A 23,141-nucleotide genomic window follows, 5' to 3' on the forward strand; every position below is an offset into this window, starting at 1 on the left:
GATGCTCTAGCGATAGATGCCGTGCGTGCCGTGGGCTGCCATGGCACGGTTGCCCCGCGTTGCGATCATCTGGCCGACATCTACCCAGTCGATGCCTTGTGCCGATAGGCGCGGTAGCTCCCGCTCCAGCAGCGCCAGCGTGCTCGGATGCGGGTGCCCGATCATGACCACTGAGCCCTGCTTGCGCGCCAGCGCCAGAGCCGCGCGAAATTGTGCGGCCACCGCGGCGGGGCTGGGGTCGTCATCGAGAAAGATGTCGCGCGACAGACTGGCCAGGCCGATACGCTGTGCCGCGGCCGCAGCGACCGTTGCCCGACTGGTTCGGCTGTCGAGAAAAAACAGGTGGCGGCGCTGCAGCTCGCTCATCAATGTGGTCATCGCTGGGCGGAGACTGGTCATCTGGCTGCCCATGTGATTGTTGACGCCTCTGGCGCCAGGAACCTTCTGCAATGCGCGGTTCAGGCGGCTGATCAGCTCGGCCTGCGGCAATGGCGGCTGCCAGGCGTAGGGGCCGCCCGCTGGCGCCATGGGCAGGTGCAGCATGACGGTCTTGCCGGCCGTTCGGGCCTGTTTGGCCAGTGCTGTCGCGTGAGGCGTGTCGGGCAGGATTGCCATGGCGACGGGGCCCGGTAGCGCCAGAACCCGTTGGTTCTGACGCGAGCTCTGGCCCAAATCATCGATGATCAGGGCCAGCTTGGGCATGTTCGCGATGGCGGTCAGGCGCTGCTCGTCGCTTGGGGAAGGCTTGTGCGGCGCGCCGACCACCAGCAGCGGCGTGAGCAGGCCCAGTAGCGCTGCCAGTGCGTATCGCAGCATCCCTTACTGGCCGCGGGTGAGGTTCAACCCCTTGAGCAGGTTCAATGCCTGGCCGAGCTGGTAGTCCTCATCCTGCGGCCGTGTCGAGTCACTGGCGATCGGTGCGCTGCTGGGGCGCTCCGGACCGCCGTTGCCGTTGCCCAGGTGCCCGGACAAATCCGCCTCGCGAATGCCTTCGACGGCCTGCTCACGGGTGAGCTTGGCGCGGGCGACTTCGATATCCGGCTGAATCCCCTGCGCCTGGATGGAACGCCCGTTCGGCGTGTAGTAGAGGGCGGTCGTCAACTTCAGGGCACGATCGTTGTTCAGCGGCAGTACGGTTTGTACCGAGCCCTTGCCGAAGCTGTCGGTGCCCATCAGCACGGCACGCTTATGGTCCTGCAGGGCGCCAGCGACGATCTCCGATGCCGATGCGCTGCCGCCGTTGATCAGCACCACCAGGGGGACTCCCTCGCTGGCATCGGCCGGGTCGGCGCTGAAGCGCAGCTCGGAATTGGCGATGCGGCCTTTGGTATAGACAATCAGGCCGTCAGTGAGGAAATGGTCGGATACCTCGACCGCCGCCTGCAGCACGCCGCCGGGGTTGTTGCGTAGATCCAGCACCAGGCCGTTGAGCTTCTTGCCGTTTTCCTTGCGCAGGCGTGTCAGGGCCTTGCCGACTTCCTCACCGGTGTTGATCTGGAACTGGGTGACTCGCAGGTAGCCGTAGCCGGGCTCGAGCATCTGGCTCTTGACGCTGTTGACCTTGATCACTGCGCGCGTGAGCTTGACCGTGAAGGGTTTGCCCCCCTCGCGTACCAGCGACAGGGAGATGCTACTGCCGGGTTTGCCGCGCATCATGCCGACCGCATCGATCATCGACATGCCTTTGGTGGGCTTGCCGTCTATCTTGACGATCAGGTCGCCGGCCTCGATGCCAGCCTTCGACGCAGGGGTGTCGTCGATCGGCGAGACGACCTTGATGAAGCCGTCTTCGACACCCACCTCGATGCCGAGGCCGCCAAACTCGCCGCTGGTGCTTTCCTGGAGCTCGGCGAACGCCTCGGGTTCAAGATAGGCAGAGTGCGGATCCAGGTTGCTGAGCATGCCCTTGATGGCATTTTCCAGCAGGGTCTTGTCGTCGACCGGTTCGACGTAGGCCGCCTTGATCCGGTCCAGGACTTCGGCAAAGGTGCGCAATTCGTCCAGCGGCAACGGGGCCTTCCGGCTCGGCTTGTCCAGGGCAATCGGTTCTGGCGCCGGCTCTGCAGGTGGCTGCTGGGCCCAGGCGTTAGCGCACATCCCCAGCAAGATGGACAGGGCCAGGGTAGAGGGTTGGGCGAAACGGCACAGGTGCAGCATGTTTGACTCCAGTTGTGAGAGGTGCGCGACCGGTTCTTATCCTTGCGCACGACACCATTGTGCCGGATCGCTCGGGCGACCCTGCTGGCGAATGGCGAAATACAGGGCGGCGGATTCTTGCCCACCGCTGGTACCAACAGTGGCGATCGGCTCGCCCGCCTTGACGATTTCTCCGGCGTTGCGCAGCAGGCTCTGGTTATGGCCATACAGGCTCAGGTAGCCATTGCCGTGATCGAGGATCACCAGCAGACCGGCGCCGCGCAGCCAGTCGGCGAACACCACCCGGCCGCCATGTACCGCGCGCACCTGGGTGCCGACAGCGGCACCGATCAGCACACCGTCCCATTTGGTTCGAGCATCGCCACCGCGAGGAGTGCCGTAGCGGGCGATCAGGCGTCCATCCACGGGCCAGGGTAGTTTGCCCTTGGCGCTGGCGAACGGGCCGCCGTAACTGCTTCCGGCGCTGGAAACGAGTGGGCCGGCTGGCGTCGGGCGCCCGGCCTGTTGCTGGCGTGCTTCTTCTTCGCGGGCCTGGGCCAGCGCACGCTGGCGCTCAAGCTCGGCTTCACGTGCCTGGCGCGCAAGGGTTTGCTCGATGGTTTGCAGGACGCGCTCGAGCTGCGCCTGCTCCTGCTTGCGCGCCTTGAGTTTCTGGTCGCGGCTGGAAAAGTCCTGGTCGAGCTTGGCCAGTGCCAGCTGACGTTCCTTGCGCACTTCGGCGAGCTGGGCACGGCGTTGCTGCAGACCATCCTGCTGTTCGGCCAATGACGCTTGCTGCGCTTCGATGCCGGCCTCGACCTTGGCCAGTTGGCGCAGGGTTTCGTTGAAGTCGGCGACCTGCTCGAAACGCGCCTTGCTGAGATAGTCGTAGTAGGTGAGGGTGCGGCTGAATTTTTCCGGGTTCTGCTGGTTGAGCAGCAACTTCAGATATTCCTGCCGCCCGTTCTGGTAGGCCGCTCGGGCCTGGATGCCGATCAGCCGCTGCTGCTCCATGCGAGCGCCTTCGAGCGTGGTCTTCTCGTCGTTCAGGCGCTCGAGCTCCGATTCGCTGCGGTCGATTTCCTGTTGCAGCGAGTCGACCTGCTTTTCCAGCTCGCCCATCTCGCTTTCGGTGGTCTTCAGCTGCTTCTGGACCGTGGATTTCTCCTGTTCGATCTGCTTGAGCAGCTTTTGCAGCTCGGCCACGTCCTTGCGTGCCGCTTCGATCTGTTGGCGGGCGTCGGCGCGCTCGTCCGCCGTGGCTGAGCCAAGCAGACAGAGCAGTGCGAGGGCGAGAATCATGCGAGACATAGAGGGGCGTAACCGAGCGTTTGACGACCGCCGTAGTATGCCTAAAAAAGCAGCTGGAAGCTTGAAGCCCTGGACGGGAACAGCAGCTGGCTTCCAGCTATCGGCTATCAGCCCAGCTCGACGATCGAGCGACCGGTCATTTCGGCGGGTACCGGCAGGCCGAGCAGTGTCAGCATGGTCGGCGCCACATCGGCCAGCACGCCGCCTTCGCGGATCGTCAGGTTGCGTTTGCCGTAATAGATGAATGGGACCGGCTCGCAGGTGTGTGCGGTGTGGGCCTGGCCGGTCATGGCGTCTTCCATCTGCTCGACGTTGCCGTGATCGGCCGTGATCAGCGCCTCGCCGCCCACCTTGTCCAGTGCCTCGACGATACGGCCGATGCATGTGTCCAGGCATTCCACGGCCTTCACCGCCGCTTCGAATACGCCGGTGTGGCCGACCATATCGCCGTTGGCATAGTTGACGATGATCACGTCATAGCGCTGTTGCTCGATGGCCTCGACGATGCGGTCGGTAACCTCGGGTGCGCTCATTTCCGGCTGCAGGTCATAGGTGGCGACCTGCGGAGATGGGATCAGGATTCGCTCTTCGCCTGCGAACGGCTCCTCGCGGCCGCCGGAAAAGAAGAAGGTCACGTGCGCATACTTCTCGGTTTCGGCGATGCGCAACTGAGTCTTGCCGTTGTTGGCCAGGTATTCGCCCAGCACGTTGGTCAGCGGCTCGGGAGCGAAGGCAGACGGCGCCGGGATGCTGGCCGCGTACTGAGTGAGCATGACGAAGCCCGCCAGCTGTGGCACGCGGGCGCGCTGGAACGCATCGAAACCCGGTTCGACGAAGCAGCGGGTCAGCTCGCGGGCACGGTCGGCGCGGAAGTTCATGAACACCACCGCGTCGCCATTCTCCACGCGCACCGGCTCGCCAATGCTGGTGGCCTTGACGAACTCGTCGCTTTCGCCGCGTTCGTAAGCGGCAATCAGGCCGTCAACCGCGTAGTCGGCACGATACTCGGCCTTGCCCTCAACGATCAGGTCGTAGGCCTGTTCGACGCGATCCCAGCGATTGTCGCGATCCATCGCGAAGTAGCGGCCGATCAGGCTGGCGACCCGGCCCTTGCCAAGGCGAGTAAAGGTGGCCTGCATCAGTTCGATGGAGTGCTGCGCGCTTTTCGGCGGCGTGTCGCGGCCATCGAGGAAGGCGTGCAGGTAGATCTTTTCCGCGCCGCGCTTGACCGCCAACTCGGCCATGGCGACCAGGTGATCCTGGTGGCTATGAACGCCGCCATCCGACAGCAGGCCGAGGATATGCACCGCCTTGCCGGCTTCGACAGCCTTGTCCACGGCCGCGCAGAGGGTCGGATTCTCGAAGAAGTCGCCGTCGCGAATGGCCTTCGTCACGCGGGTGAAATCCTGATACACCACGCGGCCCGCACCGAGATTCATATGGCCGACTTCGGAGTTGCCCATCTGCCCCTCCGGCAGGCCGACATCCATGCCGCTGCCCGAGATCAGGCCGTGCGGTTGGCTGGCCAGCAGACGGTCATAGACCGGCTTGTTGGCGGCGTGGATGGCGTTGAATTCAGGGCTGTCGCTGTGTCCGAAGCCGTCGAGAATCATCAGTACCAAAGGTTTGGGTGCGGCAGGCATGTCACGGGCTCCTTGCACTGGGGGCGAAAAAATGGCGGCCAGTCTACTGGCTGGTCGGTTTGACGTCACGATTGGCAGGGTTCAGCCCGGTTGTGGGGCTGTGTATACTGGCCCGCATTTTATCCCCCGGGTACCCAATAGATGGTCGCTAACCTGATTGAATTCGTCTCCAACCACTACGTTCTGGTCAGCATCTTCCTGGTGCTGCTGGCCCTGCTCGCTATCAGCGAGGCGCGCAAGGGCGGTAAGAGCCTGAGCAACCGCGAGCTGACCGGCCTGGTCAATCGCGACGAAGGCGTGGTCTTGGACGTTCGCGCGAAGAAGGAGTTCGATGCCGGCCACATCGTCGATTCATTGAACATTCCCTACGAGAAGCTGGTCAGCCGTCTGGGCGAGCTGGAAAAGCACAAGGGCAAAACGATCGTGATCGTCGATGCCATGGGCCAGCATGCCGGAACAGCCTGCCGTGAACTGCAGAAGGCGGGCTTCAACGCCGCCAAACTGTCTGGAGGGATTTCCGGCTGGCGCGGCGAAAATTTGCCAGTGGTCAAGTAACTATGCCTAAGGTCGTCATCTACACCACCGCCTGGTGTCCGTATTGCATCCGTGCCAAAAATCTGCTCGATCACAAGGGTGTCAGCTACGAGGAGATTCCCGTGGACGGCAAGCCTGCCTTGCGCTCGGAAATGGCAGCCAAGGCCGGGCGTACCTCGGTTCCACAGATCTGGATCGGTGACGCACACGTCGGTGGCTGCGATGAGCTGCACGCGCTGGAGCGGGCCGGTCGGCTGGATGCGCTGCTGCAGGCTTGATTGGCTCCACGGTCTGCCAGGCTGCTGACCTGCTTGGCGCTGGCGGGCGATTCCATAACGATATGCACAACAAGAAGGCTTCACATGACTGAACAAGCAAACAACGGCGCGGCCGCAGGACAGCAAGAGCAAGGCGCGCAATTCTCGCTGCAACGGATCTATGTCCGTGATCTGTCTTTCGAGGCGCCGAAAAGCCCGGAAATCTTCCGTCAGGAGTGGAATCCGAGCGTTGCGCTGGACCTGAACACCAAGCAGAAGTCGCTCGAGAACGATTTCCATGAGGTGGTTCTGACGCTGTCGGTCACGGTCAAGACCGGTGAGGAAGTGGCCTTCATCGCCGAAGTCCAGCAGGCGGGCATCTTCCTGATCAAGGGGCTCGAGGCGCAGGCCATGAGTCATACCCTGGGCGCGTTCTGCCCGAACATCCTGTTCCCGTATGCCCGCGAGACCCTGGACAGCCTGGTCACCCGCGGTTCGTTCCCGGCGCTGATGCTGGCACCTGTGAACTTCGATGCGCTTTACGCGCAAGAGATGGCACGCATGCAGCAAAGTGGCGAAGCGGCAGCTACTGCGCACTGATACGCATAGCTCGCGTCAAACCGAAAAAGCGCAGGGTGATGGCGAGTTGCTCCTTCACCCTGCGCTTTTTGCTTTTTGCTTTTTGCTTTCTGCTTTAACGCACCTTCACGACCAGCTTGCCCACGGCCTTGCGCTGGGCCAGCGTATTGATTGCGTCGGCAGCCTGCTCAAGCGCGAAGGTCTGTGAGACCAGGGGCTTGAGTTTGCCTTCGGCGTGCCAGGCGAACAGTTGCTTGAAGTTGGCCGCGTTATCTTGCGGCTGGCGGCGCGCAAAGGTCCCCCAGAACACACCGACCAGCGAAGCGCCCTTGAGCAAGGGTAGATTGGCTGGTAGCGAAGGGATGTCACCGGCCGCAAACCCGACGACCAGCATGCGCCCGTTCCAGGCAATGCTGCGAAACGCTTCTTCGAACAGCTGGCCGCCTACCGGATCGTAGATCACGTCCACGCCCTGGCCGCCGGTCAGCTCCTTGAGCCGCTCCTTGAGGCTGGCCTCGGAATAGTTGATCAGCTCATCGGCACCGGCGCGTTTGGCGACCTCCAGCTTTTCGGCGGTGGAGGCCGCGGCGATGACCTTGGCCCCCATCGCCTTGCCGATCTCCACGGCGGCGAGACCGACGCCGCCCGAAGCGCCTAGCACCAGCAGGGTTTCACCTGGCTGCAGGTTGGCGCGCTGCTTCAGTGCGTGCATCGAAGTCCCGTAGGTCATGCTAAAGGCGGCGGCCGTTTCGAAATCCATGGTCGGCGGTACGGGAAGCACGTTGTCCGCTGGGACGGCGACCTGCTCGGCGAAGCTGCCCCAGCCCGTCAGCCCCATCACGCGATCGCCAACCTTCAGGTGGCTGACGCCGTCGCCCACCGCGGCGACCACGCCGGCCGCTTCACCGCCAGGCGAGAATGGCAGCGGTGGCTTGAACTGGTACTTGCCCTCGATGATCAGGGTATCCGGGAAGTTGACGCCGGCGGCATGCACGTCGAGCAGAACCTCACCCTTCTTGGCCTGCGGGCTATCGGCCTGATCGACGACGAGATCTTCGGCCGGGCCGAACGCTTTGCACAGGACAGCTTTCATCGGATTTCCTTTTTGTCGTTGGAGATGAGGCGAATGGCTTTCTGAATGCGTCCAGTCTAGGAGGCTACCCAAGGGGTGCAATGAGCATGGTCGGTTCTGATGGTGATACATAAGGCCGAGCTTGGGTCCGCGCTCGGCACTGGTTATGCTGGTGGCCGGTCCCTATGGAGTCGTCCAGTGAAGCGCATCCTTTTCTTTTTTCTCGCTCTTTGTATGGCGTTACCGGCCCTGGCAGAAACACCCGAAGGCGAGGAAGCCGCGCCGAAAGTCATCTATTACGCTCTGGTGCCGGCGCTGGTCGGCAACTACGGCTCGGACGGCAAGCTCAGGTACTACAAGGCGGATATTGCGCTACGGGTCAGTGGCACCGAGGCAGAGGAGAAAGTCAAACATCACGAGCCGCTGATTCGCAATCAGCTGGTGACACTGTTTTCGCAGCAGACCGATGCGAGCCTCGGAACGGTCGAGGCCAAGGAGGCGCTGCGCCAGGAGGCGCTCAAGCAGGTGCAGGCGGTGCTGACGCAGGAAGAAGGCAAGCCCCTGGTCGACGATCTGCTCTTCAACAATCTGATCATTCAGTAGCGCGCAGGCGCGCGCCGTCAGCGCATGGCCAGGATGGCGCGCCACTCGCTTTCGCTGACCGGCATTACCGATAGTCGATTGCCCTTCTGCACGAGCGGCATTTGCTCGAGCGCCTGTGCAGCCTTCAGCTCCGGCAGCGTCACGGTGTTGCTGAATCGCTCGGCGAAGCCGACATCGACGGCGCTCCAGGGATTTTTGGCTTCGCTGGCCCGGGCGTCGAAATAAGGGCTCTGCGGATCGAGAGCAGTGGGGTCCGGATAGGCACTGCGTCTGATCGTGCCGATTCCTGCAATTCCCGGTTTTGCGCAGCTAGAGTGATAGAAGAAGAAACGGTCGCCGTCGGCCATCTGCCGTAGGAAGTTGCGTGCCTGGTAATTGCGCACGCCATCCCAGCGGGCAGTACCGATTTTTTCCAGGTCCTGAATGGAAAATTCGTCCGGTTCGGATTTCATCAGCCAGTACGGCATGGTCTTTGCTCACAGCTGGTTGCTTGGAAGGGTTCTCAAACGCAAAAGTCCCCGACAATCGGTGGTGGCGCTGATTTGCGCTGCATCGAGGCATGACGGAGAATGCCGCGCTTGAGGTTGGCATTGTCGAGTCTGAAAAACGAAAACGATACTGACTCGACTACAGACTGTTCGCCTGGCAGGGGGAGGCGAGAAACTATGAAACGCAAACCAGATATTCTTTGGGTGCTGGTGCTGATTTTTGGTCTTGGCGTTGTGACGACAGGCTATACGCAGGGCCTTTGGGAGCGTACCGACAATACATCGTCGGCCATTCCGATCAGTCATTCCCAGCAACTGCAGCGTTAAGCTGACCTGCCGCATGGACGCGGCGTGCCATCCCGCCCTGATTCCCCCACCTTAGCTTGCGTACCAGCCCTTATCGGTAACGGTCGCTTGTAGCGCTACATCCCAGCTGGCCAACGGCAATCGATCAACCTTCTGGCACTCATGGGCAAGACCTAAAAGTGTCGGTTTGTGACCATTTTTGCGCCTTTTACGGTAGGCCAGGCTGCGATCGTAAAATCCGCCGCCCATGCCCAGGCGCCCGCCCTGCTCGTCGAACCCTACCAGCGGCATCAATACCAGATCGAGTGCCCAGATGGGACGCTGCCGAGCGGGTCGATACCTCGGCTCGTCGATGCCGAATCGATTCGGCATCAGTCGTTCTTTCGGCATGATCCGCTGAAACACCATACGTGTGCGTGGCCAGGCGTTAAGTACGGGCAAGTAGGTCGCCTTGCCGCGTCGTTGTGCTTCGAGCAACAGGGCGCGGGGATCGATCTCGCCGTCATTGGGCAGGTACAAGGCAACATGGCGAGCGCGGCGAAACAGCGGATGCTGGGCCAGTTGTCGGTAGAGTGTCTTGGCGGCCCGCCGCTGTTGCGCGGCGGTGAGCTGACGGCGAGCTTGTCGCAATTGGCGTCGCAGCGCCGGACGTGAAAGGCCTTCGGCTGCGATCATGAAATGAGGCTCCCCAGCATGCCGCTGCCAGCGTAGGCCCTTGAACCCGAGAGTTCAAGGTGGCGACTACAGAGTACCTTAAGGCTTTCCGTCAGGCGGACATGCACACCGGCACTACGTGTAGCCTCCATGGTGTTGCTTATCGGGAGAGGGTCATCGCCGACTGGCGAACATGCCAGGGAGTGGGCGGGATTATAACGCAATCTGTCTACCGTTCATCAGTTGCCGGATGGGTTTGGATCGGTGGCCAGCGCGCTGTCGACCCGCTCGAGCAACACGCGGACGTGCTCGCGAGCGCTGTTGGCTTCTGCGTCGAGTCGGTCGTGCTTGTGCAGCAGTTCGTGCGTGATGTTCAGTGCGGCCATTACCGCGACACGATCGGCGCCGATGACTTTGCCGCTGCTACGGATTTCCCGCATCTTTCGATCCAGATAATGGGCGGCGCCTTCGAGGTTGCTGCGTTCTTCAGGTGGGCAGGAAATGCAATATTCCTTGTCCATGATGTGCACGGTAACGGTGTTCGGCTGGGTCATGAGTCCTGCTCCAGGGCTTTCAGGCGCGAAATCATTGATTCGACCTTCACCCGTGCCATTTCGTTCTTCTCGATCAGATGAGCGCGCTCCTCGCGCCATGCCCGCTCGCTGTGAAGCAGCAGGCGATTCTGTGCCTTGAGTTGCTCGATACGCTGAATCAGCTGTTCCAGCTTGGCGGTCAGCAGTTGCAGATCGGCGTCTTCCATGGGATTCCCGGGTAAATGGCGCGAGCGTTGGGTCATCCGGCTTCGATGGTCTTGGCTCGTATGCCGATGCTAGGATACGAGGCCTCATTCTAGACATTTGCGCCTCCGCGCGCCTAGCTGCCAATGCCCATTCAGAACTCACCGTACGCCGCTTTTGCCACCTTACTGATCAGCAGTGCCCAACCCGTCACACCTGCCGAGCTGCATGGCCTGTTGCTGGGACGCAGCTGTGCCGGTGCCGGTTTCGATACCGATGCCTGGCTGGCCGACGCGGCCGAGCTGCTCGGTGACGAGCCCGAGGAATCGGTGCGTCAGGCGCTCATCGGCTTGCAGGAGATGGTCAAGGGCGAACTCGCCGGTGACGACATTGCCATCGTCTTGCTGCTGCCCTCCGATGACGCGCCGCTGGCCGAGCGCGCGGTTGCCCTGGGCCAGTGGTGCCAGAGCTTCCTGGCCGGCTTCGGCCTGATCGCCGGTGACCGTGCACTGAGCCGCGAAGCCATGGAAGTGCTGCAGGACATGGCGGCGATCGCCCAGATTCAGGATTCGCTGGACGAGTCGGAAGACGGCGAGAGCGACTACATGGAAGTCATGGAATATCTGCGCGTCGCGCCATTGCTCTTGTTCACCGAGTGCGCCAAGCCCGTACCGCCGATGCCCAAGCCTTCCCTGCATTGAGGATTCGCCTGCCATGACCCGTATCCCGAAAGCGGAATATGCCCGTCGGCGCAAGGCGCTGATGGCTGAGATGGAACCCAATAGCATCGCGATTCTGCCGGCTGCGCCGATGTATATCCGCAATCGCGACGTCGAACATATCTACCGTCAGGATAGCGACTTCCAATACCTGTCCGGCTTCCCCGAGCCGGAAGCGGTCATCGCGCTGATCCCCGGGCGCGAACACGGCGAGTACGTGTTGTTCTGTCGTGAGCGCGATCCCGCGCGCGAGCTGTGGGATGGCCTGCGGGCTGGCCAGGATGGCGCGATCGCGGAATACGGCGCCGATGATGCATTCCCCATCGGGGATATCGACGACATCCTGCCCGGGCTGATCGAGGGGCGTTCGCGTGTCTATTACGCCATTGGCAGCCACCAGGAGTTCGATCATCGGCTGATGGAGTGGATCAATACCATTCGCTCCAAGGCTCGCCAGGGCGCCCAGCCGCCTAACGAATTCGTCGCCCTCGATCATCTGTTGCATGACCTGCGCCTGTACAAGTCGGCGAACGAGGTCAAGGTGATGCGAGCGGCGGCTGAGATTTCCGCCCGTGCGCACATGCGCGCCATGCAGGCCAGTCGCGCCGGACTGTACGAATACCATCTCGAAGCCGAGCTGGATTACGAGTTCCGCAAGGGTGGGGCGAAGATGCCGGCTTACGGCTCAATCGTCGCGGCCGGCAAGAACGCCTGCATCCTGCATTACCGCGAGAACGACGCACCGCTCAAGGATGGCGATCTGGTCCTGATCGACGCCGGCTGCGAGATCGACTGCTACGCCAGCGACATCACCCGTACCTTCCCGGTCAACGGTCGCTTCTCGGCAGAGCAGAAGGCCATCTACGAGCTGGTGCTGGCGGCCAATGAGGAGGCCTTTAAGCATATTGCGCCAGGCAAACACTGGAACGAGGCGCACGAGGCGACCGTCCGCGTCATCACGGCTGGGCTGGTCGATTTGGGGCTGCTCCAGGGCGATGTCGAGGAGCTGATCGCCAGCGAAGCCTACAAGCCTTTTTATATGCACCGCGCCGGCCATTGGTTGGGTATGGATGTGCACGACGTTGGCGACTACAAGGTCGGCGGCGAATGGCGCGTGCTCGAGCCCGGCATGGCGATGACCGTCGAGCCCGGCATCTATATCGCGGCCGATAACCAGGACGTGGCCAAGAAATGGCGTGGCATCGGCGTGCGCATCGAAGATGACGTGGTGGTGACCCGCACTGGCTGTGAAATCCTCACTGACGGCGTGCCGAAAACGGTGGCTGACATCGAGGCTTTGATGGCGGCTGCGGCCGAGGTCGCCTGACATGGGCACGCTGGCCGTGGTGGGCGGCGGGCTGGTGGGGGCCAGCCTGGCGCTGGCCCTGCAACAAGGCGCGAAGTCACGTGGCTGGGAAATTGCCGTGATCGAGCCGTTCGAGCCCGGGAGCGAATACCAGCCCAGCTATGATGCGCGCTCCACTGCGCTTTCGTACGGCACCCGACTGATCTATCAACGTCTGGGCGTCTGGGAGCGGATTGCCGAGCGCGCCGAACCGATCACCCAGATCCAGGTGTCCGACCGGGGCCGCGCCGGAGCCACCCGTCTCGATGCCAGCGACCAGCAGGTGCCGGCGCTGGGCTACGTGGTCGAGAACGCCTGGATTGGCCATTGCCTGTGGCAGGCGCTGGATGATCGAGTGGTGACCCGCCATTGCCCCGCCGAGGTCGAGCGGATGCAGGCCGTAGCCGGCGGCTACCAATTGACATTGACCGATGGCCAGGTGCTGGACTGCGATCTGGCGGTGCTCGCGGACGGCGGGCGATCGGCCTTGCGCGAGCAGCTCGGTATCGCCATCAAAAGCACGCCCTATGACCAGTCAGCGCTGATTGCCAATGTGACGCCGGGCAAACCTCACGGCGGACAAGCGTTCGAGCGGTTCACCGATGACGGGCCCATGGCGCTGCTACCGCTACAGGACAACCGTTGTGCCTTGGTCTGGACGCGGCCCGAGGCCGACGCGGCGCGTCTGGCCGCGCTTCCCGAGGCGGGCTTTCTCGACGAGTTGCAGCAGGCCTTCGGCTACCGCCTGGGCGGTTTTCAGCAGGTCGGGGCGCGGCATCTCTATCCCCTCGCGCTGATCGAAGCCGAGGAGCAGGTCCGTTCCGGTCTGGTGGTGTTGGGCAACGCCGCGCACAGTTTGCACCCCATCGCCGGGCAAGGTTACAACCTGTCCCTGCGCGATACCGAGGCGCTTGCGACGGCCCTGTTGAGCAGCTCGGCAAGGCTGGGCGACATCGGCGTGCTGCAGGCTTACCATCGGCAGCAGCGCACGGACCAGTGGCTCACGGTCGGCTTTTCCGACCGGCTGACGCGGCTGTTCGCCGGCTCGGCGCTGCTGTCTGTCGGCGCTCGAAATGTCGGCCTGCTGGGGCTCGACTTGTTGCCCCCGGCCAAGGGCTGGTTCGCACGGCAAGCCATGGGATTGGGCGTGCGCGAGCGCTGAGGCCTGTCTTCGTCGAGCCCGGGCAAGCCGAACCACTAGACATGCCGCACGCGCGGCGCTCAGGAGAGCATTAATGCAAGCGGACCTCATCATCGTCGGTGCCGGGATGGTCGGCAGTACCCTGGCGCTGGCCCTGCGAGACGCTGGTCTGACGATCAAGCTGGTCGACGCCGGGCCGCTGACCGCACAGCCCTTTGCCCCCGATGCACCCTTCGAGCCGCGTGTCAGTGCGTTGTCGGCCGCCAGCCAGCGGATTCTTGAACGCGTCGGTGCCTGGCCAGGCATTTCCAGTCGCCGCGCCAGCCCCTATACCGATATGCGCGTCTGGGATGGCTCCGGAACCGGCCAGATTCATTTTTCCGCAGCCTCGGTGCATGCCGAGGTGCTCGGGCATATCGTCGAGAATGCGGTCGTGCAGAACGCGCTGCTCGACGCCTTGAGGGCCGATGGCTCGGTTGAGCTGATCCCCGGCGAGCGCCTGGAACAGCTGCGGCAAGACGAAGCGGGCTGGACCCTGACCCTTGCCAGCGGTCGGCAACTGAGCGCGGGTCTGGTGGTTGCGGCCGACGGCGGCAACTCGGCAGTCCGCCGTCTGGCCGGCTGCGAGACACGCGAATGGGACTATCTGCATCACGCCATCGTGACCAGTGTTCGCTGCACCGAGCCCAACCAGCAGACCGCCTGGCAGCGCTTCACCGATGACGGCCCGCTGGCATTCCTGCCTTTGCAGCGCGACGGCGACCCGCATTGGTGCTCCATCGTCTGGTCGGTGACCGAAGACCAGGCGCAGCGCCTGATGGCATTGGATGACGAAGGGTTTCGCCAGGCGTTGGGGCGGGCTTTCGAACACCGCCTGGGCGATATCCTGGAGGCTGATCCGAGGTTGTGTATTCCGTTGCGCCAGCGCCACGCCAAGCGTTATGTGCAGCCGGGACTGGCGTTGATCGGTGATGCTGCCCACACCATTCATCCGCTGGCGGGGCAGGGGGTCAACCTCGGTCTGCTCGATGCGGCGGTACTGGCTGAGGTCTTGCGAGCGGCTCTGGACCGTGGCGCGTCACCCTCCGATCCCCGGGTACTGGCGCGTTTCGAGCGTCGGCGCATGCCCCACAACCTGGCGATGATGGCTGCGATGGAAGGCTTCGAGCGCTTGTTCCAGGCCGACGCGCTACCCCTGCGCTGGTTGCGCAATGCCGGCTTGAAAGGCGTTCAGGCGTTACCGGAAGCCAAGGCACTGTTCGTTCGCCAGGCGCTGGGCTTGAGTGGTGACCTGCCGGAACTGGCGCGACGCTGAAGCGTGCGCCGCCACGTGCCTTGCAACATTTGTCGCGTTGAGAAAGTAAATGACATTCACTAGTATTTAGACTCTTACATCAAAGCAAGAGGCTAAATCCATGCAGGCAAGCAAAGGTTTACTCGCCGCTGTGGCGCTCGCGGCGTTGTCGAGCGCAGCACAGGCTGCCGATGAAGTAGTGGTTTACTCCTCGCGAATCGACGAGCTGATCAAGCCGGTTTTCGATGCCTACACGGCCAAGACTGGCACCCCGATCAAGTTCATCACCGACAAGGAAGCGCCGCTGATGGCCCGGATCAAGGCCGAGGGCGAGAATACGCCGGCTGACCTGCTATTGACCGTGGATGGCGGCAACCTCTGGCAAGCCGAGCAGATGGGTATCCTCCAGCCGCTGAACTCCGAGGTGGTCAAGGCCAACATCCCCGCCCAGTACCGCTCGTCGAGCGATGCCTGGACCGGCCTGTCGTTGCGTGCACGGACCATCGTCTACTCGCCCGAGCGGGTGGAGCAGGGAGAGCTGAGCACATACGAAGCCCTCGCCGATGAAAACTGGGAAGGCCGGCTTTGCCTGCGCACCAGCAAGAAGGTCTACAACCAGTCGCTGACCGCGACCCTGATCGAGACCCATGGTCCCGAGAAAACCGAAGAAATCGTCAAGGGCTGGGTGAACAATCTGGCTACCGACGTATTTGCCGACGACACGGCGTTGATCCAGGCGGTCGACGCTGGTCAGTGCGACGTCGGTATCGTCAACACCTACTACTACGGCCGTCTGCACGCTCAGCAGCCGGATCTGAAAGCCCGACTGTTCTGGCCAAACCAGAAGGACCGTGGCGTTCACGTGAATCTTTCCGGTATCGGTCTGACCAAGCATGCACCGCATCCAGAGGCGGCGCGCAAGTTGGTGGAATGGATGACGACACCCGAGGCGCAGAACATCTTCGCCGATATCAACATGGAATTCCCGGCCAATCCGGACGTGAAGCCGTCGGCTGAAGTCGCCGCGTGGGGCGACTTCAAGGCGGACACCATCCCGGTTGAGGTGGCTGGCAAGCGCCAGGCCGAAGCCATCATGCTGATGGACCGCGCCGGCTGGAACTAAGCCGTAGCGGCGAGCGCCAGTGTTCGCCAGCCCTGCCTGAAAGGCACTGCGCGCTATGCGGCTTCGGCCGCCGCTCACTGGCCCTGGCAGCCTGCGCTGCCGTTATACTCGACGCCCCGGTTTGCCGGGGCGTCGTTTTTTCTGGTTCGAGGCTTGTGTGTCCCACCCCGTCGAGCACCGTTGGTATCCCATTTCCTTTGCTGTCGCCGCGCTGGTGCTGTTGCCGCTGAGCGTGTTGCTGTTCAGTTGGGGCGACATCGACACCAGTATCTGGGCGCACCTCTGGCAGACCCAGATGCCGAGATTGCTCAGCAATACGCTGACCTTGGTGCTGGGGGTTGGGATTGGCGTCACCTTGCTGGGTGTCAGTCTGGCCTGGCTGACCTCGCTGTGCGAATTCCCCGGACGGCGCTGGCTGGACTGGGCACTGATGCTGCCTTTCGCAATACCCGCCTATGTGCTGGCGTTCGTCTTCATCGGGCTGCTGGATTTCGCCGGGCCGGTCCAGACGCTGGCCCGCGAATGGTTTGGCAACGGGGTGCGCTTTCCCAGGGTCCGCTCCACGGGCGGGGTCATCGTCGTTCTGGTGCTGGTGTTCTACCCCTACGTCTATCTGCTTGCCCGCTCGGCCTTCATCGCGCAGGGCAAGGGCTTGATGGAAGCGGCGCGGGTACTCGGGCAATCGCCGTGGAAGGCGTTCTGGACGGTTGCGCTGCCCATGGCGCGGCCGGCGATCGGCGCCGGGCTGGCGCTCGCCCTGATGGAGACGCTGGCCGACTTCGGGGCGGTAGCGGTGTTCAACTTCGACACCTTTACCACCGCCATCTACAAGACCTGGTATGGCTTCTTCAGCCTGACCAGCGCGACCCAGCTGGCCAGCCTGCTCCTGCTCGCGGTGATGCTGGTGCTCTATGGCGAGCGGCGTGCGCGGGGCGCGGCCAGGCCGGCCAATGACCGAGCGCGATCTTCGGCTCTGTACCGCTTGCGCGGTTTCAAGGCGCTGGCGGCCAGCGGTTGGTGCATCCTGGTGTTCCTCTGTGCCTTCGTCGTTCCCATGCTGCAGCTGCTGGTCTGGCTCTGGCAGCGCGGTCGCTTCGATCTCGACGAGCGCTACACCGGGCTGATCCTGCATACCCTGTATCTGGGGTCGATGGCGGCATCGATCACGGTCGCGGTGGCGTTGCTGCTGGCCTTCGCCCGCCGCCAGGCACCGCTGCGTTCGGTGAAGGCCGCGGTGGGGCTGTCGAATCTGGGGTATGCACTGCCGGGCTCGGTGCTGGCCGTGTCGATCATGCTCGCCTTCAGTTATCTGGATCGCGAGGTGGTCATCCCCCTGTCCGCGTGGCTCGGCGGCGAAGGCAAGCCGATCCTGCTCGGCAGTCTCGGGGCCTTGCTGCTGGCTTATCTGATTCGCTTCATGGCGGTGGCCTTCGGCCCGCTGGAAAGCGCCTTGGCCCGGATCCGCCCGTCGCTGCCCCAGGCGTCGCGCAGTCTTGGCGTCGGCGGGCCGGCGCTGTTCTTCCGCGTCTATTTGCCGCTGCTGCTGCCCGGCACGCTGAGCGCGGCGCTGCTGGTGTTCGTCGATGTGCTGAAGGAGATGCCGGCGACGCTGCTGATGCGGCCATTCGGCTGGGACACGCTGTCGGTACGTATCTTCGAGATGACCAGCGAAGGCGAATGGGCGCGGGCCGCGCTGCCGGCGCTGACGCTGGTGCTGGTCGGCCTCCTTCCGGTCATTCTGCTAATCCGCCGCTCGGCCCGCCGAGTCGGTTGAGCGCGCTCGATCACCTCGTCGTGACCTGCCTCGACCTTGGGGCTACAATGCGCGCCATTCAAAAAACGTCGGGCCTGCGCCCGGCTCTAATGAGCTTCAGCCACGCCGTTTTGGCGACCTGCCCGGAAGGAGAAACCCATGGGTCAGCGTACTCCCCTATATGATCAGCATCTCGCACTTGGCGCCAAGATGGTCGATTTCGGCGGCTGGGACATGCCCCTGCACTACGGCTCCCAAGTAGAGGAGCATCATCAGGTACGACGCGATTGCGGCGTGTTCGACGTGTCCCATATGACCGTGGTCGATGTCGCCGGCCCGGACGCCAAGCGTTACCTGCAGCGCCTGCTGGCCAACGATGTGAATCGCCTGGTTCAGGTGGGTAAAGCGCTCTATACCGCGATGCTCAACGAGCGTGGCGGGGTTATCGATGATCTGATCGTCTATCTCACCGACTGGGGCTACCGGCTGGTCGTCAACGCCAGCACGCGCGACAAGGACCTCGCCTGGATGCAAGCGCAGGCCGACGGTTTCGATGTCCAGGTGACCGAGCGTTCCGAGCTGGCGATGCTGGCGATCCAGGGCCCCCAGGCACGAGCGCGAACAGCCGAGCTGGTCGACCAATCGCGGGCGGCTTTGATCCACGAACTCAAGCCATTCAACGGCCGCGCGGCCGGCGACTGGTTCATCGGTCGCACCGGCTATACCGGCGAGGATGGTTTGGAAATCATTCTGCCGGCCGAACAGGCGCCTGATTTCCTCAGCGAGCTGGTCGGCGCCGGTATTTCGCCGATCGGCCTGGGCGCCCGCGACACCCTGCGCCTGGAGGCCGGCCTGAATCTCTACGGCCAGGACATGAACGAGGACGTTTCGCCACTGCAGGCCAACATGGGCTGGACCGTGGCCTGGGAGCCTGTCGAGCGCGATTTCATCGGCCGCGCGGCGCTGGAGGCTGAGAAGGCCAAGAGCGACCGGCCGAAACTGGTTGGCCTGGTGCTCGAAGAGCGTGGCGTATTGCGCGCCCATCAGACCGTCCGGGTCGCCGGTGTTGGCGAAGGCGAAATTACCAGCGGCAGTTTTTCGCCTACGCTTGGCAAAGCTATCGCCTTGGCACGCGTTCCGGCTGGCGCCGGTGATCGTGCCGAAGTGGAAATTCGTGGTAAGTGGTATCCCGTGCGCGTGGTGCAGCCGACTTTCGTGCGTCACGGCAAAGTACTGGTGTAAATTCGGCCGACTGCTTCTTTGCAGCGGGTCGCCAAGCCTGCGTCGTGCCCGCAAACCGACAGCTTTTTTGAGGACATACGAATGAGCGACATTCCCAGCGATCTGCGTTACGCCGCCAGCCACGAGTGGGCTCGCCTCGAAGCGGACGGCAGTGTAACCGTCGGCATCTCCGATCACGCTCAGGAAGCCCTGGGCGACGTGGTCTACGTGGAACTGCCAGAAGTCGGCCAGCAACTGTCTGCCGGCCAGCAGGCGGGTGTGGTGGAGTCGGTCAAGGCTGCTTCGGATATCTATGCACCGATTTCTGGGGAAGTGATTGCCATCAACGAGCAACTCACCGATTCGCCCGAGATGGTCAACAGCGAACCCTACGGCAGCTGGTTCTTCCGCCTTCAGCCGAGCGACGCCTCGGCGCTGGACAAACTGCTCGATGCAGAGGGTTACAAGGCCTCCTGCGACGCCGAAGCCTAAGCGTTCCCATTCAAGAGCCCCGCGTTGCAGGTGAATGAAAATCGAGCGAAGTCGTTTTCATTGGCGCCTGCATAACGGGGCTTTGTACTTTTTCGAGAGAAGCCGTGATGTCCCAAGTGCCGCGCCTTTCCCAGCTCCAGCAACCTGACGCCTTCCTGCGTCGTCATCTCGGCCCCGATGCGGCTGAACAGCGAGCCATGCTCGAAGCGCTGGGCCTGTCCAGCCGCGACGAACTGGTGCAGCAGACCGTACCGCCGGCGATCCGCCTGCAGGGCGAGCTGGCACTGCCGCCGGCGCTGGATGAGCAAGGTGCGCTGGCAAAGCTGCGCGGCTATGCCGAGCAGAATCAGCTCTGGACCAGCCTGATCGGCATGGGCTACCACGGCACCATCACGCCGCCGGTGATCCTGCGCAACGTCCTGGAAAATCCGGGTTGGTACACCGCCTATACGCCCTATCAACCTGAAATTGCTCAGGGTCGTCTGGAGGCGCTGCTCAATTTTCAGCAGCTGACCATCGACCTGACCGGACTCGATCTGGCAAACGCCTCGCTGCTCGACGAAGCGACCGCGGCGGCCGAAGGCATGACGCTGGCGCGGCGCATGGCTAAGAGCAAGAGCAACCGCTTCTTCGTCGATGAGAATTGCCACCCGCAGACGCTCTCCGTAGTGCGCACGCGTGCCGAGGCGTTCGGCTTCGAGCTGGTGGTCGGCCCGATCGATGATATCGCCGCGCAGGATGTGTTCGGCGCGCTGCTGCAATACCCCGACACCCATGGCGAGATCCGTGATCTGCGCCCCGCGATCGCAGCGTTGCATGCCAAGCAGGCGCTGGCCTGCGTGGCGGCCGACCTGCTCAGCCTGCTGCTGCTCACGCCACCGGGCGAGCTCGGCGCGGATGTGGTGCTCGGTTCAACCCAGCGCTTTGGCGTGCCGATGGGTTACGGCGGCCCGCATGCCGCCTATTTCGCCACGCGTGACGCCTTCAAGCGCGCCATGCCTGGCCGCATCATCGGCGTGTCCAAGGATGCTCGCGGCAACACCGCGCTGCGCATGGCGCTGCAGACGCGGGAGCAGCATATCCGTCGCGAGAAGGCCAACTCCAACATCTGCACCGCTCAGGTGTTGCTGGCCAATATTGCCAGCTGCTACGCGGTCTACCACGGCCCGGAAGGGCTCAAGCGCATCGCCCAGCGCACCCATCGACTGACATCGATTCTGGCCAGCGCGCTGGAGCGACATGGCATCAAGCGGCTCAATCAGCACTTCTTCGACACGCTGACTCTGGAAGTCGGTGGCGCACAGACCGCCATCCTCGAAAGCGCCCAGGCCGCACGGATCAATCTGCGCATCCTCGGTCGTGGCAAGCTGGGCGTCAGCCTCGACGAGACGTGCAGCGAGCAGACCGTCGAACAACTGCTGGCAGTGTTCCTCGGCGCCGATCACGGGTTGGACATCGCGACGCTGGATGCCGGCGACATCGTCAGCGGCATCCCCACCGAGCTGCAGCGTAGCAGCGGCTACCTGAGCCACCCGGTGTTCAACAGCCATCACAGTGAAACCGAGATGCTGCGCTACCTCAAGCAGCTGGAAAACAAGGACCTGGCTTTGAACCAGGCCATGATTCCGCTCGGCTCATGCACCATGAAGCTCAACGCCACCAGCGAGATGATTCCGATCACCTGGCCGGAATTCGCCAACCTGCACCCCTTCGCACCGCAAGAGCAGGCCCACGGCTACAAGTTGATGATCGACGAGCTGGAAGCCTGGTTGTGTGCGATCACCGGTTTCGATGCGATTTCCATGCAGCCCAACTCCGGTGCGCAGGGTGAATATGCCGGCCTGGTTGCGATCCGCAAGTATCACGAAAGCCGCGGCGAAGGGCAGCGCGACATCTGCCTGATTCCGTCCTCGGCGCATGGCACCAACCCGGCGTCGGCGCAGATGGTCAGCATGCGTGTGGTCATCGTCGAGTGCGACAAGGCGGGCAACGTCGACCTCGAGGACCTCAAGCGCAAGGCTGCCGAGGCCGGCGACAAGCTGTCGTGCCTGATGATCACCTACCCGTCGACCCATGGCGTCTACGAAGAGGGCATTCGCGAGATCTGCGAGGCGATTCACGCCCAGGGCGGCCAGGTCTACATGGACGGTGCCAATCTCAACGCTCAGGTCGGCCTGGCACGGCCCGCGGACATTGGTGCGGACGTCTCGCACATGAACCTGCACAAGACCTTCTGTATTCCTCATGGCGGCGGCGGCCCTGGCATGGGCCCGATCGGCATCAAGGCGCATCTGCAGCCGTTCGTCTCGAACCATCCGGTGATCGAGCTGCAGGGCCCGAATCCCGAGAACGGCGCGGTCAGTGCCGCGCCCTGGGGCAGCGCCAGCATTCTACCGATCAGCTGGATGTACATCGCCATGATGGGGCCGCAGCTGCGTGACGCTACCGAGGTCGCGATTCTTAGCGCCAACTACCTGGCAATGCGTCTGGGTGACGCCTTCCCGGTGCTTTACAGCGGTCGCAACGGTCGGGTCGCGCACGAATGCATCATCGACCTGCGACCTTTGAAGGCGCAGACCGGCATCACCGAAGAGGATGTTGCCAAGCGTCTGATTGACTACGGTTTTCATGCGCCGACCATGTCCTTCCCGGTACCGGGCACGCTGATGATCGAGCCGACCGAGAGCGAGTCGAAGGCCGAGCTGGATCGTTTCGTCGAGGCGATGCTGAGCATTCGCGCGGAGATTGCCAAGGTCGAGGACGGTGCATGGTCGGCCGAGGACAACCCCTTGGTACACGCGCCCCATACCCTGGCTGACGTGACCCACCCATGGGATCGCCCATACAGCATTGCCGAAGGGGTCACGCCAAGCGCGCACACCCAGGCGCATAAATACTGGCCGGCGGTGAATCGGGTGGACAACGTGTTCGGCGACCGCAACCTGTTCTGCGCTTGCGTGCCGGTCGACGACTACCGCGAGTAATGCTGCGCCGCCCGGTCTGATGCTAGTGTCAGGTCGGGCGGTCTCCCTCCGAAGGTTCAGCCTTCGTGCGAAGGCTCGTCGGGCAATTCGTCGCCTTCTTCGCCAATCATTCCCAGCAACTGTGCCAGCACCAGCTGTGCTTCCTCGACGCCCTGACGTTTCGGCGCCGAGAACAGTTGCACGCTGACGCCGTCTCCCCAGCCCTTGCGGATGTCGCGCTGGATCGCCAGCAAGGCATTCTTCGCCGCGCCGAAGGCGAGTTTGTCGGATTTGGTCAGCAGAATATGCAGCGGCATCTCGCTGGCGCTCGACCAGTCGAGCATCATTCGGTCGAACTCGGTCAGCGGATGGCGGATGTCCATCATCAGGAACACCCCGGCCAGGCTTTCGCGGCTGCTCAGATAGGCTTCCAGGTGGCGCTGCCAGTGCTGCTTCAGCGGAATCGGCACTTTGGCGTAGCCGTACCCGGGCAAGTCGACCAGACGCAGATGTTCGTCGAGGCGGAAGAAGTTGAGCAGCTGGGTGCGCCCCGGGGTTTTCGAGGTGCGCGCCAGGCTGGCATGGGTCAGGGTATTGAGCGCGCTGGACTTGCCCGCGTTCGACCGACCGGCGAAGGCGACTTCAAGCCCCTCGTCAGCCGGGCACTGGTCCACCTTGGCGGCGCTGGTCATGAAGGTGGCTTGCTGGCAGAGGCCGAGAATCGGGTTTTTGGGAGGCATGGGCATTCCGGTAGGTGCGCGAGGGGTGCG

24 protein-coding genes and 1 other RNA gene are annotated in these 23,141 nt (G+C 63.1%); 14 read left to right on the plus strand and 11 right to left on the minus strand.

Annotated features, from left to right (window positions below):
• Nucleotides 1-6 precede the first annotated feature (6 nt).
• The 4 genes from KVO92_RS12150 to gpmI form a co-directional block, all read right to left on the minus strand.
• Complete coding sequence (locus KVO92_RS12150; RefSeq protein ID WP_423836245.1) at nucleotides 7-801, minus strand: divergent polysaccharide deacetylase family protein; 795 nt, start codon at nucleotides 799-801, stop codon at nucleotides 7-9.
• A gap of 18 nt (nucleotides 802-819) precedes the next feature.
• Nucleotides 820-2,157 (minus strand): S41 family peptidase, encoded by a 1,338-nt coding sequence (locus tag KVO92_RS12155; RefSeq protein ID WP_217475901.1) that lies wholly within the window; start codon nucleotides 2,155-2,157, stop codon nucleotides 820-822.
• A 36-nt stretch (nucleotides 2,158-2,193) separates the two neighbouring features.
• On the minus strand, nucleotides 2,194-3,447 hold the full coding sequence (locus KVO92_RS12160) for a murein hydrolase activator EnvC family protein (protein WP_217475902.1): 1,254 nt from the start codon (nucleotides 3,445-3,447) through the stop codon (nucleotides 2,194-2,196).
• A 107-nt stretch (nucleotides 3,448-3,554) separates the two neighbouring features.
• Nucleotides 3,555-5,090, minus strand: a complete 1,536-nt coding sequence (gpmI, locus tag KVO92_RS12165) for a 2,3-bisphosphoglycerate-independent phosphoglycerate mutase (protein WP_217475903.1) — start codon at nucleotides 5,088-5,090, stop codon at nucleotides 3,555-3,557.
• Nucleotides 5,091-5,231: 141 nt separating this feature from the next.
• Here gpmI and KVO92_RS12170 point away from each other — a divergent pair, with 141 nt between their 5' ends.
• The 3 genes from KVO92_RS12170 (at nucleotide 5,232) to secB (ending at nucleotide 6,481) form a co-directional block, all read left to right on the plus strand.
• Nucleotides 5,232-5,645 carry a rhodanese-like domain-containing protein gene (locus KVO92_RS12170; protein WP_217475904.1) on the plus strand — a complete coding sequence of 138 codons (414 nt, stop codon included), beginning with the start codon at nucleotides 5,232-5,234 and terminating at the stop codon, nucleotides 5,643-5,645.
• Nucleotides 5,646-5,647: 2 nt separating this feature from the next.
• Nucleotides 5,648-5,902: a glutaredoxin 3 gene (gene grxC, locus KVO92_RS12175; RefSeq protein WP_217475905.1), complete on the plus strand. Its 255-nt coding sequence runs from the start codon at nucleotides 5,648-5,650 to the stop codon at nucleotides 5,900-5,902.
• 84 nt (nucleotides 5,903-5,986) lie between these two features.
• Entirely contained in the window at nucleotides 5,987-6,481 is a 495-nt protein-coding gene (gene secB / locus KVO92_RS12180; protein WP_217475906.1) for a protein-export chaperone SecB, read from the plus strand.
• A gap of 94 nt (nucleotides 6,482-6,575) precedes the next feature.
• Here the strand turns inward: secB and KVO92_RS12185 are convergent, their stop codons facing one another.
• A complete protein-coding gene (locus KVO92_RS12185) occupies nucleotides 6,576-7,553 on the minus strand; it encodes an NADPH:quinone oxidoreductase family protein (RefSeq protein WP_217475907.1) in 978 nt (325 codons plus the stop codon).
• Nucleotides 7,554-7,730: 177 nt separating this feature from the next.
• On the opposite strand from KVO92_RS12185, the gene KVO92_RS12190 reads away from it, so the two are divergent.
• The gene (locus tag KVO92_RS12190) at nucleotides 7,731-8,135 is read left to right on the plus strand and encodes a flagellar basal body-associated protein FliL (protein ID WP_336512636.1); all 405 of its coding nucleotides are present in this window, start codon (nucleotides 7,731-7,733) and stop codon (nucleotides 8,133-8,135) included.
• A gap of 17 nt (nucleotides 8,136-8,152) precedes the next feature.
• Here KVO92_RS12190 and KVO92_RS12195 read toward each other — a convergent pair whose 3' ends face one another.
• The gene (locus KVO92_RS12195) at nucleotides 8,153-8,602 is read right to left on the minus strand and encodes an EVE domain-containing protein (protein ID WP_217475909.1); all 450 of its coding nucleotides are present in this window, start codon (nucleotides 8,600-8,602) and stop codon (nucleotides 8,153-8,155) included.
• 198 nt (nucleotides 8,603-8,800) lie between these two features.
• Between KVO92_RS12195 and KVO92_RS12200 the strand changes: the two genes are divergently transcribed.
• Nucleotides 8,801-8,950 (plus strand): hypothetical protein, encoded by a 150-nt coding sequence (locus tag KVO92_RS12200; protein ID WP_217475910.1) that lies wholly within the window; start codon nucleotides 8,801-8,803, stop codon nucleotides 8,948-8,950.
• Nucleotides 8,951-9,001: 51 nt separating this feature from the next.
• Here the strand turns inward: KVO92_RS12200 and KVO92_RS12205 are convergent, their stop codons facing one another.
• The 4 genes from KVO92_RS12205 to KVO92_RS12220 all read right to left on the minus strand — a co-directional run bounded on the left by KVO92_RS12205 (nucleotide 9,002) and on the right by KVO92_RS12220 (nucleotide 10,343).
• The gene (locus KVO92_RS12205) at nucleotides 9,002-9,604 is read right to left on the minus strand and encodes a 5-formyltetrahydrofolate cyclo-ligase (protein ID WP_217475911.1); all 603 of its coding nucleotides are present in this window, start codon (nucleotides 9,602-9,604) and stop codon (nucleotides 9,002-9,004) included.
• Nucleotides 9,605-9,610: 6 nt separating this feature from the next.
• A non-coding RNA gene (ssrS, locus tag KVO92_RS12210) (6S RNA) lies at nucleotides 9,611-9,789 on the minus strand.
• A 33-nt stretch (nucleotides 9,790-9,822) separates the two neighbouring features.
• Entirely contained in the window at nucleotides 9,823-10,137 is a 315-nt protein-coding gene (locus KVO92_RS12215; protein ID WP_025243513.1) for a cell division protein ZapA, read from the minus strand.
• Nucleotides 10,134-10,343 (minus strand): TIGR02449 family protein, encoded by a 210-nt coding sequence (locus KVO92_RS12220; RefSeq protein WP_217475912.1) that lies wholly within the window; start codon nucleotides 10,341-10,343, stop codon nucleotides 10,134-10,136. The genes KVO92_RS12215 and KVO92_RS12220 overlap by 4 nt, the downstream gene beginning before the upstream one ends.
• A 123-nt stretch (nucleotides 10,344-10,466) precedes the next feature.
• Between KVO92_RS12220 and KVO92_RS12225 the strand changes: the two genes are divergently transcribed.
• The 9 genes from KVO92_RS12225 to gcvP all read left to right on the plus strand — a co-directional run bounded on the left by KVO92_RS12225 (nucleotide 10,467) and on the right by gcvP (nucleotide 22,392).
• A complete protein-coding gene (locus tag KVO92_RS12225) occupies nucleotides 10,467-11,021 on the plus strand; it encodes a YecA family protein (RefSeq protein WP_217475913.1) in 555 nt (184 codons plus the stop codon).
• Between the two features lie 13 nt (nucleotides 11,022-11,034).
• Nucleotides 11,035-12,366: a Xaa-Pro aminopeptidase gene (gene pepP, locus KVO92_RS12230; protein ID WP_217475914.1), complete on the plus strand. Its 1,332-nt coding sequence runs from the start codon at nucleotides 11,035-11,037 to the stop codon at nucleotides 12,364-12,366.
• Between the two features lies 1 nt (nucleotide 12,367).
• Nucleotides 12,368-13,546 carry a 2-octaprenyl-6-methoxyphenyl hydroxylase gene (gene ubiH, locus KVO92_RS12235; protein WP_217475915.1) on the plus strand — a complete coding sequence of 393 codons (1,179 nt, stop codon included), beginning with the start codon at nucleotides 12,368-12,370 and terminating at the stop codon, nucleotides 13,544-13,546.
• Between the two features lie 73 nt (nucleotides 13,547-13,619).
• Complete coding sequence (locus tag KVO92_RS12240; protein WP_217475916.1) at nucleotides 13,620-14,840, plus strand: 2-octaprenyl-3-methyl-6-methoxy-1,4-benzoquinol hydroxylase; 1,221 nt, start codon at nucleotides 13,620-13,622, stop codon at nucleotides 14,838-14,840.
• A gap of 100 nt (nucleotides 14,841-14,940) precedes the next feature.
• Nucleotides 14,941-15,942: an extracellular solute-binding protein gene (locus KVO92_RS12245; protein ID WP_217475917.1), complete on the plus strand. Its 1,002-nt coding sequence runs from the start codon at nucleotides 14,941-14,943 to the stop codon at nucleotides 15,940-15,942.
• A gap of 157 nt (nucleotides 15,943-16,099) precedes the next feature.
• Nucleotides 16,100-17,716, plus strand: a complete 1,617-nt coding sequence (locus KVO92_RS12250; RefSeq protein WP_217475918.1) for an ABC transporter permease — start codon at nucleotides 16,100-16,102, stop codon at nucleotides 17,714-17,716.
• Nucleotides 17,717-17,854: 138 nt separating this feature from the next.
• The gene (gcvT, locus tag KVO92_RS12255) at nucleotides 17,855-18,937 is read left to right on the plus strand and encodes a glycine cleavage system aminomethyltransferase GcvT (RefSeq protein WP_217475919.1); all 1,083 of its coding nucleotides are present in this window, start codon (nucleotides 17,855-17,857) and stop codon (nucleotides 18,935-18,937) included.
• Between the two features lie 81 nt (nucleotides 18,938-19,018).
• Nucleotides 19,019-19,408 (plus strand): glycine cleavage system protein GcvH, encoded by a 390-nt coding sequence (gcvH, locus tag KVO92_RS12260; RefSeq protein ID WP_217475920.1) that lies wholly within the window; start codon nucleotides 19,019-19,021, stop codon nucleotides 19,406-19,408.
• Between the two features lie 107 nt (nucleotides 19,409-19,515).
• Complete coding sequence (gcvP, locus tag KVO92_RS12265) at nucleotides 19,516-22,392, plus strand: aminomethyl-transferring glycine dehydrogenase (RefSeq protein ID WP_217475921.1); 2,877 nt, start codon at nucleotides 19,516-19,518, stop codon at nucleotides 22,390-22,392.
• A 56-nt stretch (nucleotides 22,393-22,448) separates the two neighbouring features.
• Here gcvP and yihA read toward each other — a convergent pair whose 3' ends face one another.
• Nucleotides 22,449-23,111 carry a ribosome biogenesis GTP-binding protein YihA/YsxC gene (gene yihA / locus KVO92_RS12270; RefSeq protein WP_217475922.1) on the minus strand — a complete coding sequence of 221 codons (663 nt, stop codon included), beginning with the start codon at nucleotides 23,109-23,111 and terminating at the stop codon, nucleotides 22,449-22,451.
• Between the last annotated feature and the right edge of the window lie 30 nt (nucleotides 23,112-23,141).

It is taken from the genome of Stutzerimonas stutzeri (assembly GCF_019090095.1).
In the GTDB taxonomy this organism is placed as follows: domain Bacteria; phylum Pseudomonadota; class Gammaproteobacteria; order Pseudomonadales; family Pseudomonadaceae; genus Stutzerimonas; species Stutzerimonas stutzeri_AN.

Bases quoted from the DNA above. Each gene is read 5' to 3' on its own strand.
- KVO92_RS12155 (WP_217475901.1), bottom strand. From the start codon at position 2,157: ATGCTGCACCTGTGCCGTTTCGCCCAACCCTCTACCCTGGCCCTGTCC.
- KVO92_RS12160 (WP_217475902.1), bottom strand. From the start codon at position 3,447: ATGTCTCGCATGATTCTCGCCCTCGCACTGCTCTGTCTGCTTGGCTCA.
- gpmI (WP_217475903.1), bottom strand. From the start codon at position 5,090: ATGCCTGCCGCACCCAAACCTTTGGTACTGATGATTCTCGACGGCTTC.
- KVO92_RS12170 (WP_217475904.1), top strand. From the start codon at position 5,232: ATGGTCGCTAACCTGATTGAATTCGTCTCCAACCACTACGTTCTGGTC.
- grxC (WP_217475905.1), top strand. From the start codon at position 5,648: ATGCCTAAGGTCGTCATCTACACCACCGCCTGGTGTCCGTATTGCATC.
- secB (WP_217475906.1), top strand. From the start codon at position 5,987: ATGACTGAACAAGCAAACAACGGCGCGGCCGCAGGACAGCAAGAGCAA.
- KVO92_RS12185 (WP_217475907.1), bottom strand. From the start codon at position 7,553: ATGAAAGCTGTCCTGTGCAAAGCGTTCGGCCCGGCCGAAGATCTCGTC.
- KVO92_RS12195 (WP_217475909.1), bottom strand. From the start codon at position 8,602: ATGCCGTACTGGCTGATGAAATCCGAACCGGACGAATTTTCCATTCAG.
- KVO92_RS12200 (WP_217475910.1), top strand. From the start codon at position 8,801: ATGAAACGCAAACCAGATATTCTTTGGGTGCTGGTGCTGATTTTTGGT.
- KVO92_RS12205 (WP_217475911.1), bottom strand. From the start codon at position 9,604: ATGATCGCAGCCGAAGGCCTTTCACGTCCGGCGCTGCGACGCCAATTG.
- KVO92_RS12215 (WP_025243513.1), bottom strand. From the start codon at position 10,137: ATGACCCAGCCGAACACCGTTACCGTGCACATCATGGACAAGGAATAT.
- KVO92_RS12220 (WP_217475912.1), bottom strand. From the start codon at position 10,343: ATGGAAGACGCCGATCTGCAACTGCTGACCGCCAAGCTGGAACAGCTG.
- KVO92_RS12225 (WP_217475913.1), top strand. From the start codon at position 10,467: ATGCCCATTCAGAACTCACCGTACGCCGCTTTTGCCACCTTACTGATC.
- pepP (WP_217475914.1), top strand. From the start codon at position 11,035: ATGACCCGTATCCCGAAAGCGGAATATGCCCGTCGGCGCAAGGCGCTG.
- ubiH (WP_217475915.1), top strand. From the start codon at position 12,368: ATGGGCACGCTGGCCGTGGTGGGCGGCGGGCTGGTGGGGGCCAGCCTG.
- KVO92_RS12240 (WP_217475916.1), top strand. From the start codon at position 13,620: ATGCAAGCGGACCTCATCATCGTCGGTGCCGGGATGGTCGGCAGTACC.
- KVO92_RS12245 (WP_217475917.1), top strand. From the start codon at position 14,941: ATGCAGGCAAGCAAAGGTTTACTCGCCGCTGTGGCGCTCGCGGCGTTG.
- gcvT (WP_217475919.1), top strand. From the start codon at position 17,855: ATGGGTCAGCGTACTCCCCTATATGATCAGCATCTCGCACTTGGCGCC.
- gcvH (WP_217475920.1), top strand. From the start codon at position 19,019: ATGAGCGACATTCCCAGCGATCTGCGTTACGCCGCCAGCCACGAGTGG.
- gcvP (WP_217475921.1), top strand. From the start codon at position 19,516: ATGTCCCAAGTGCCGCGCCTTTCCCAGCTCCAGCAACCTGACGCCTTC.
- yihA (WP_217475922.1), bottom strand. From the start codon at position 23,111: ATGCCTCCCAAAAACCCGATTCTCGGCCTCTGCCAGCAAGCCACCTTC.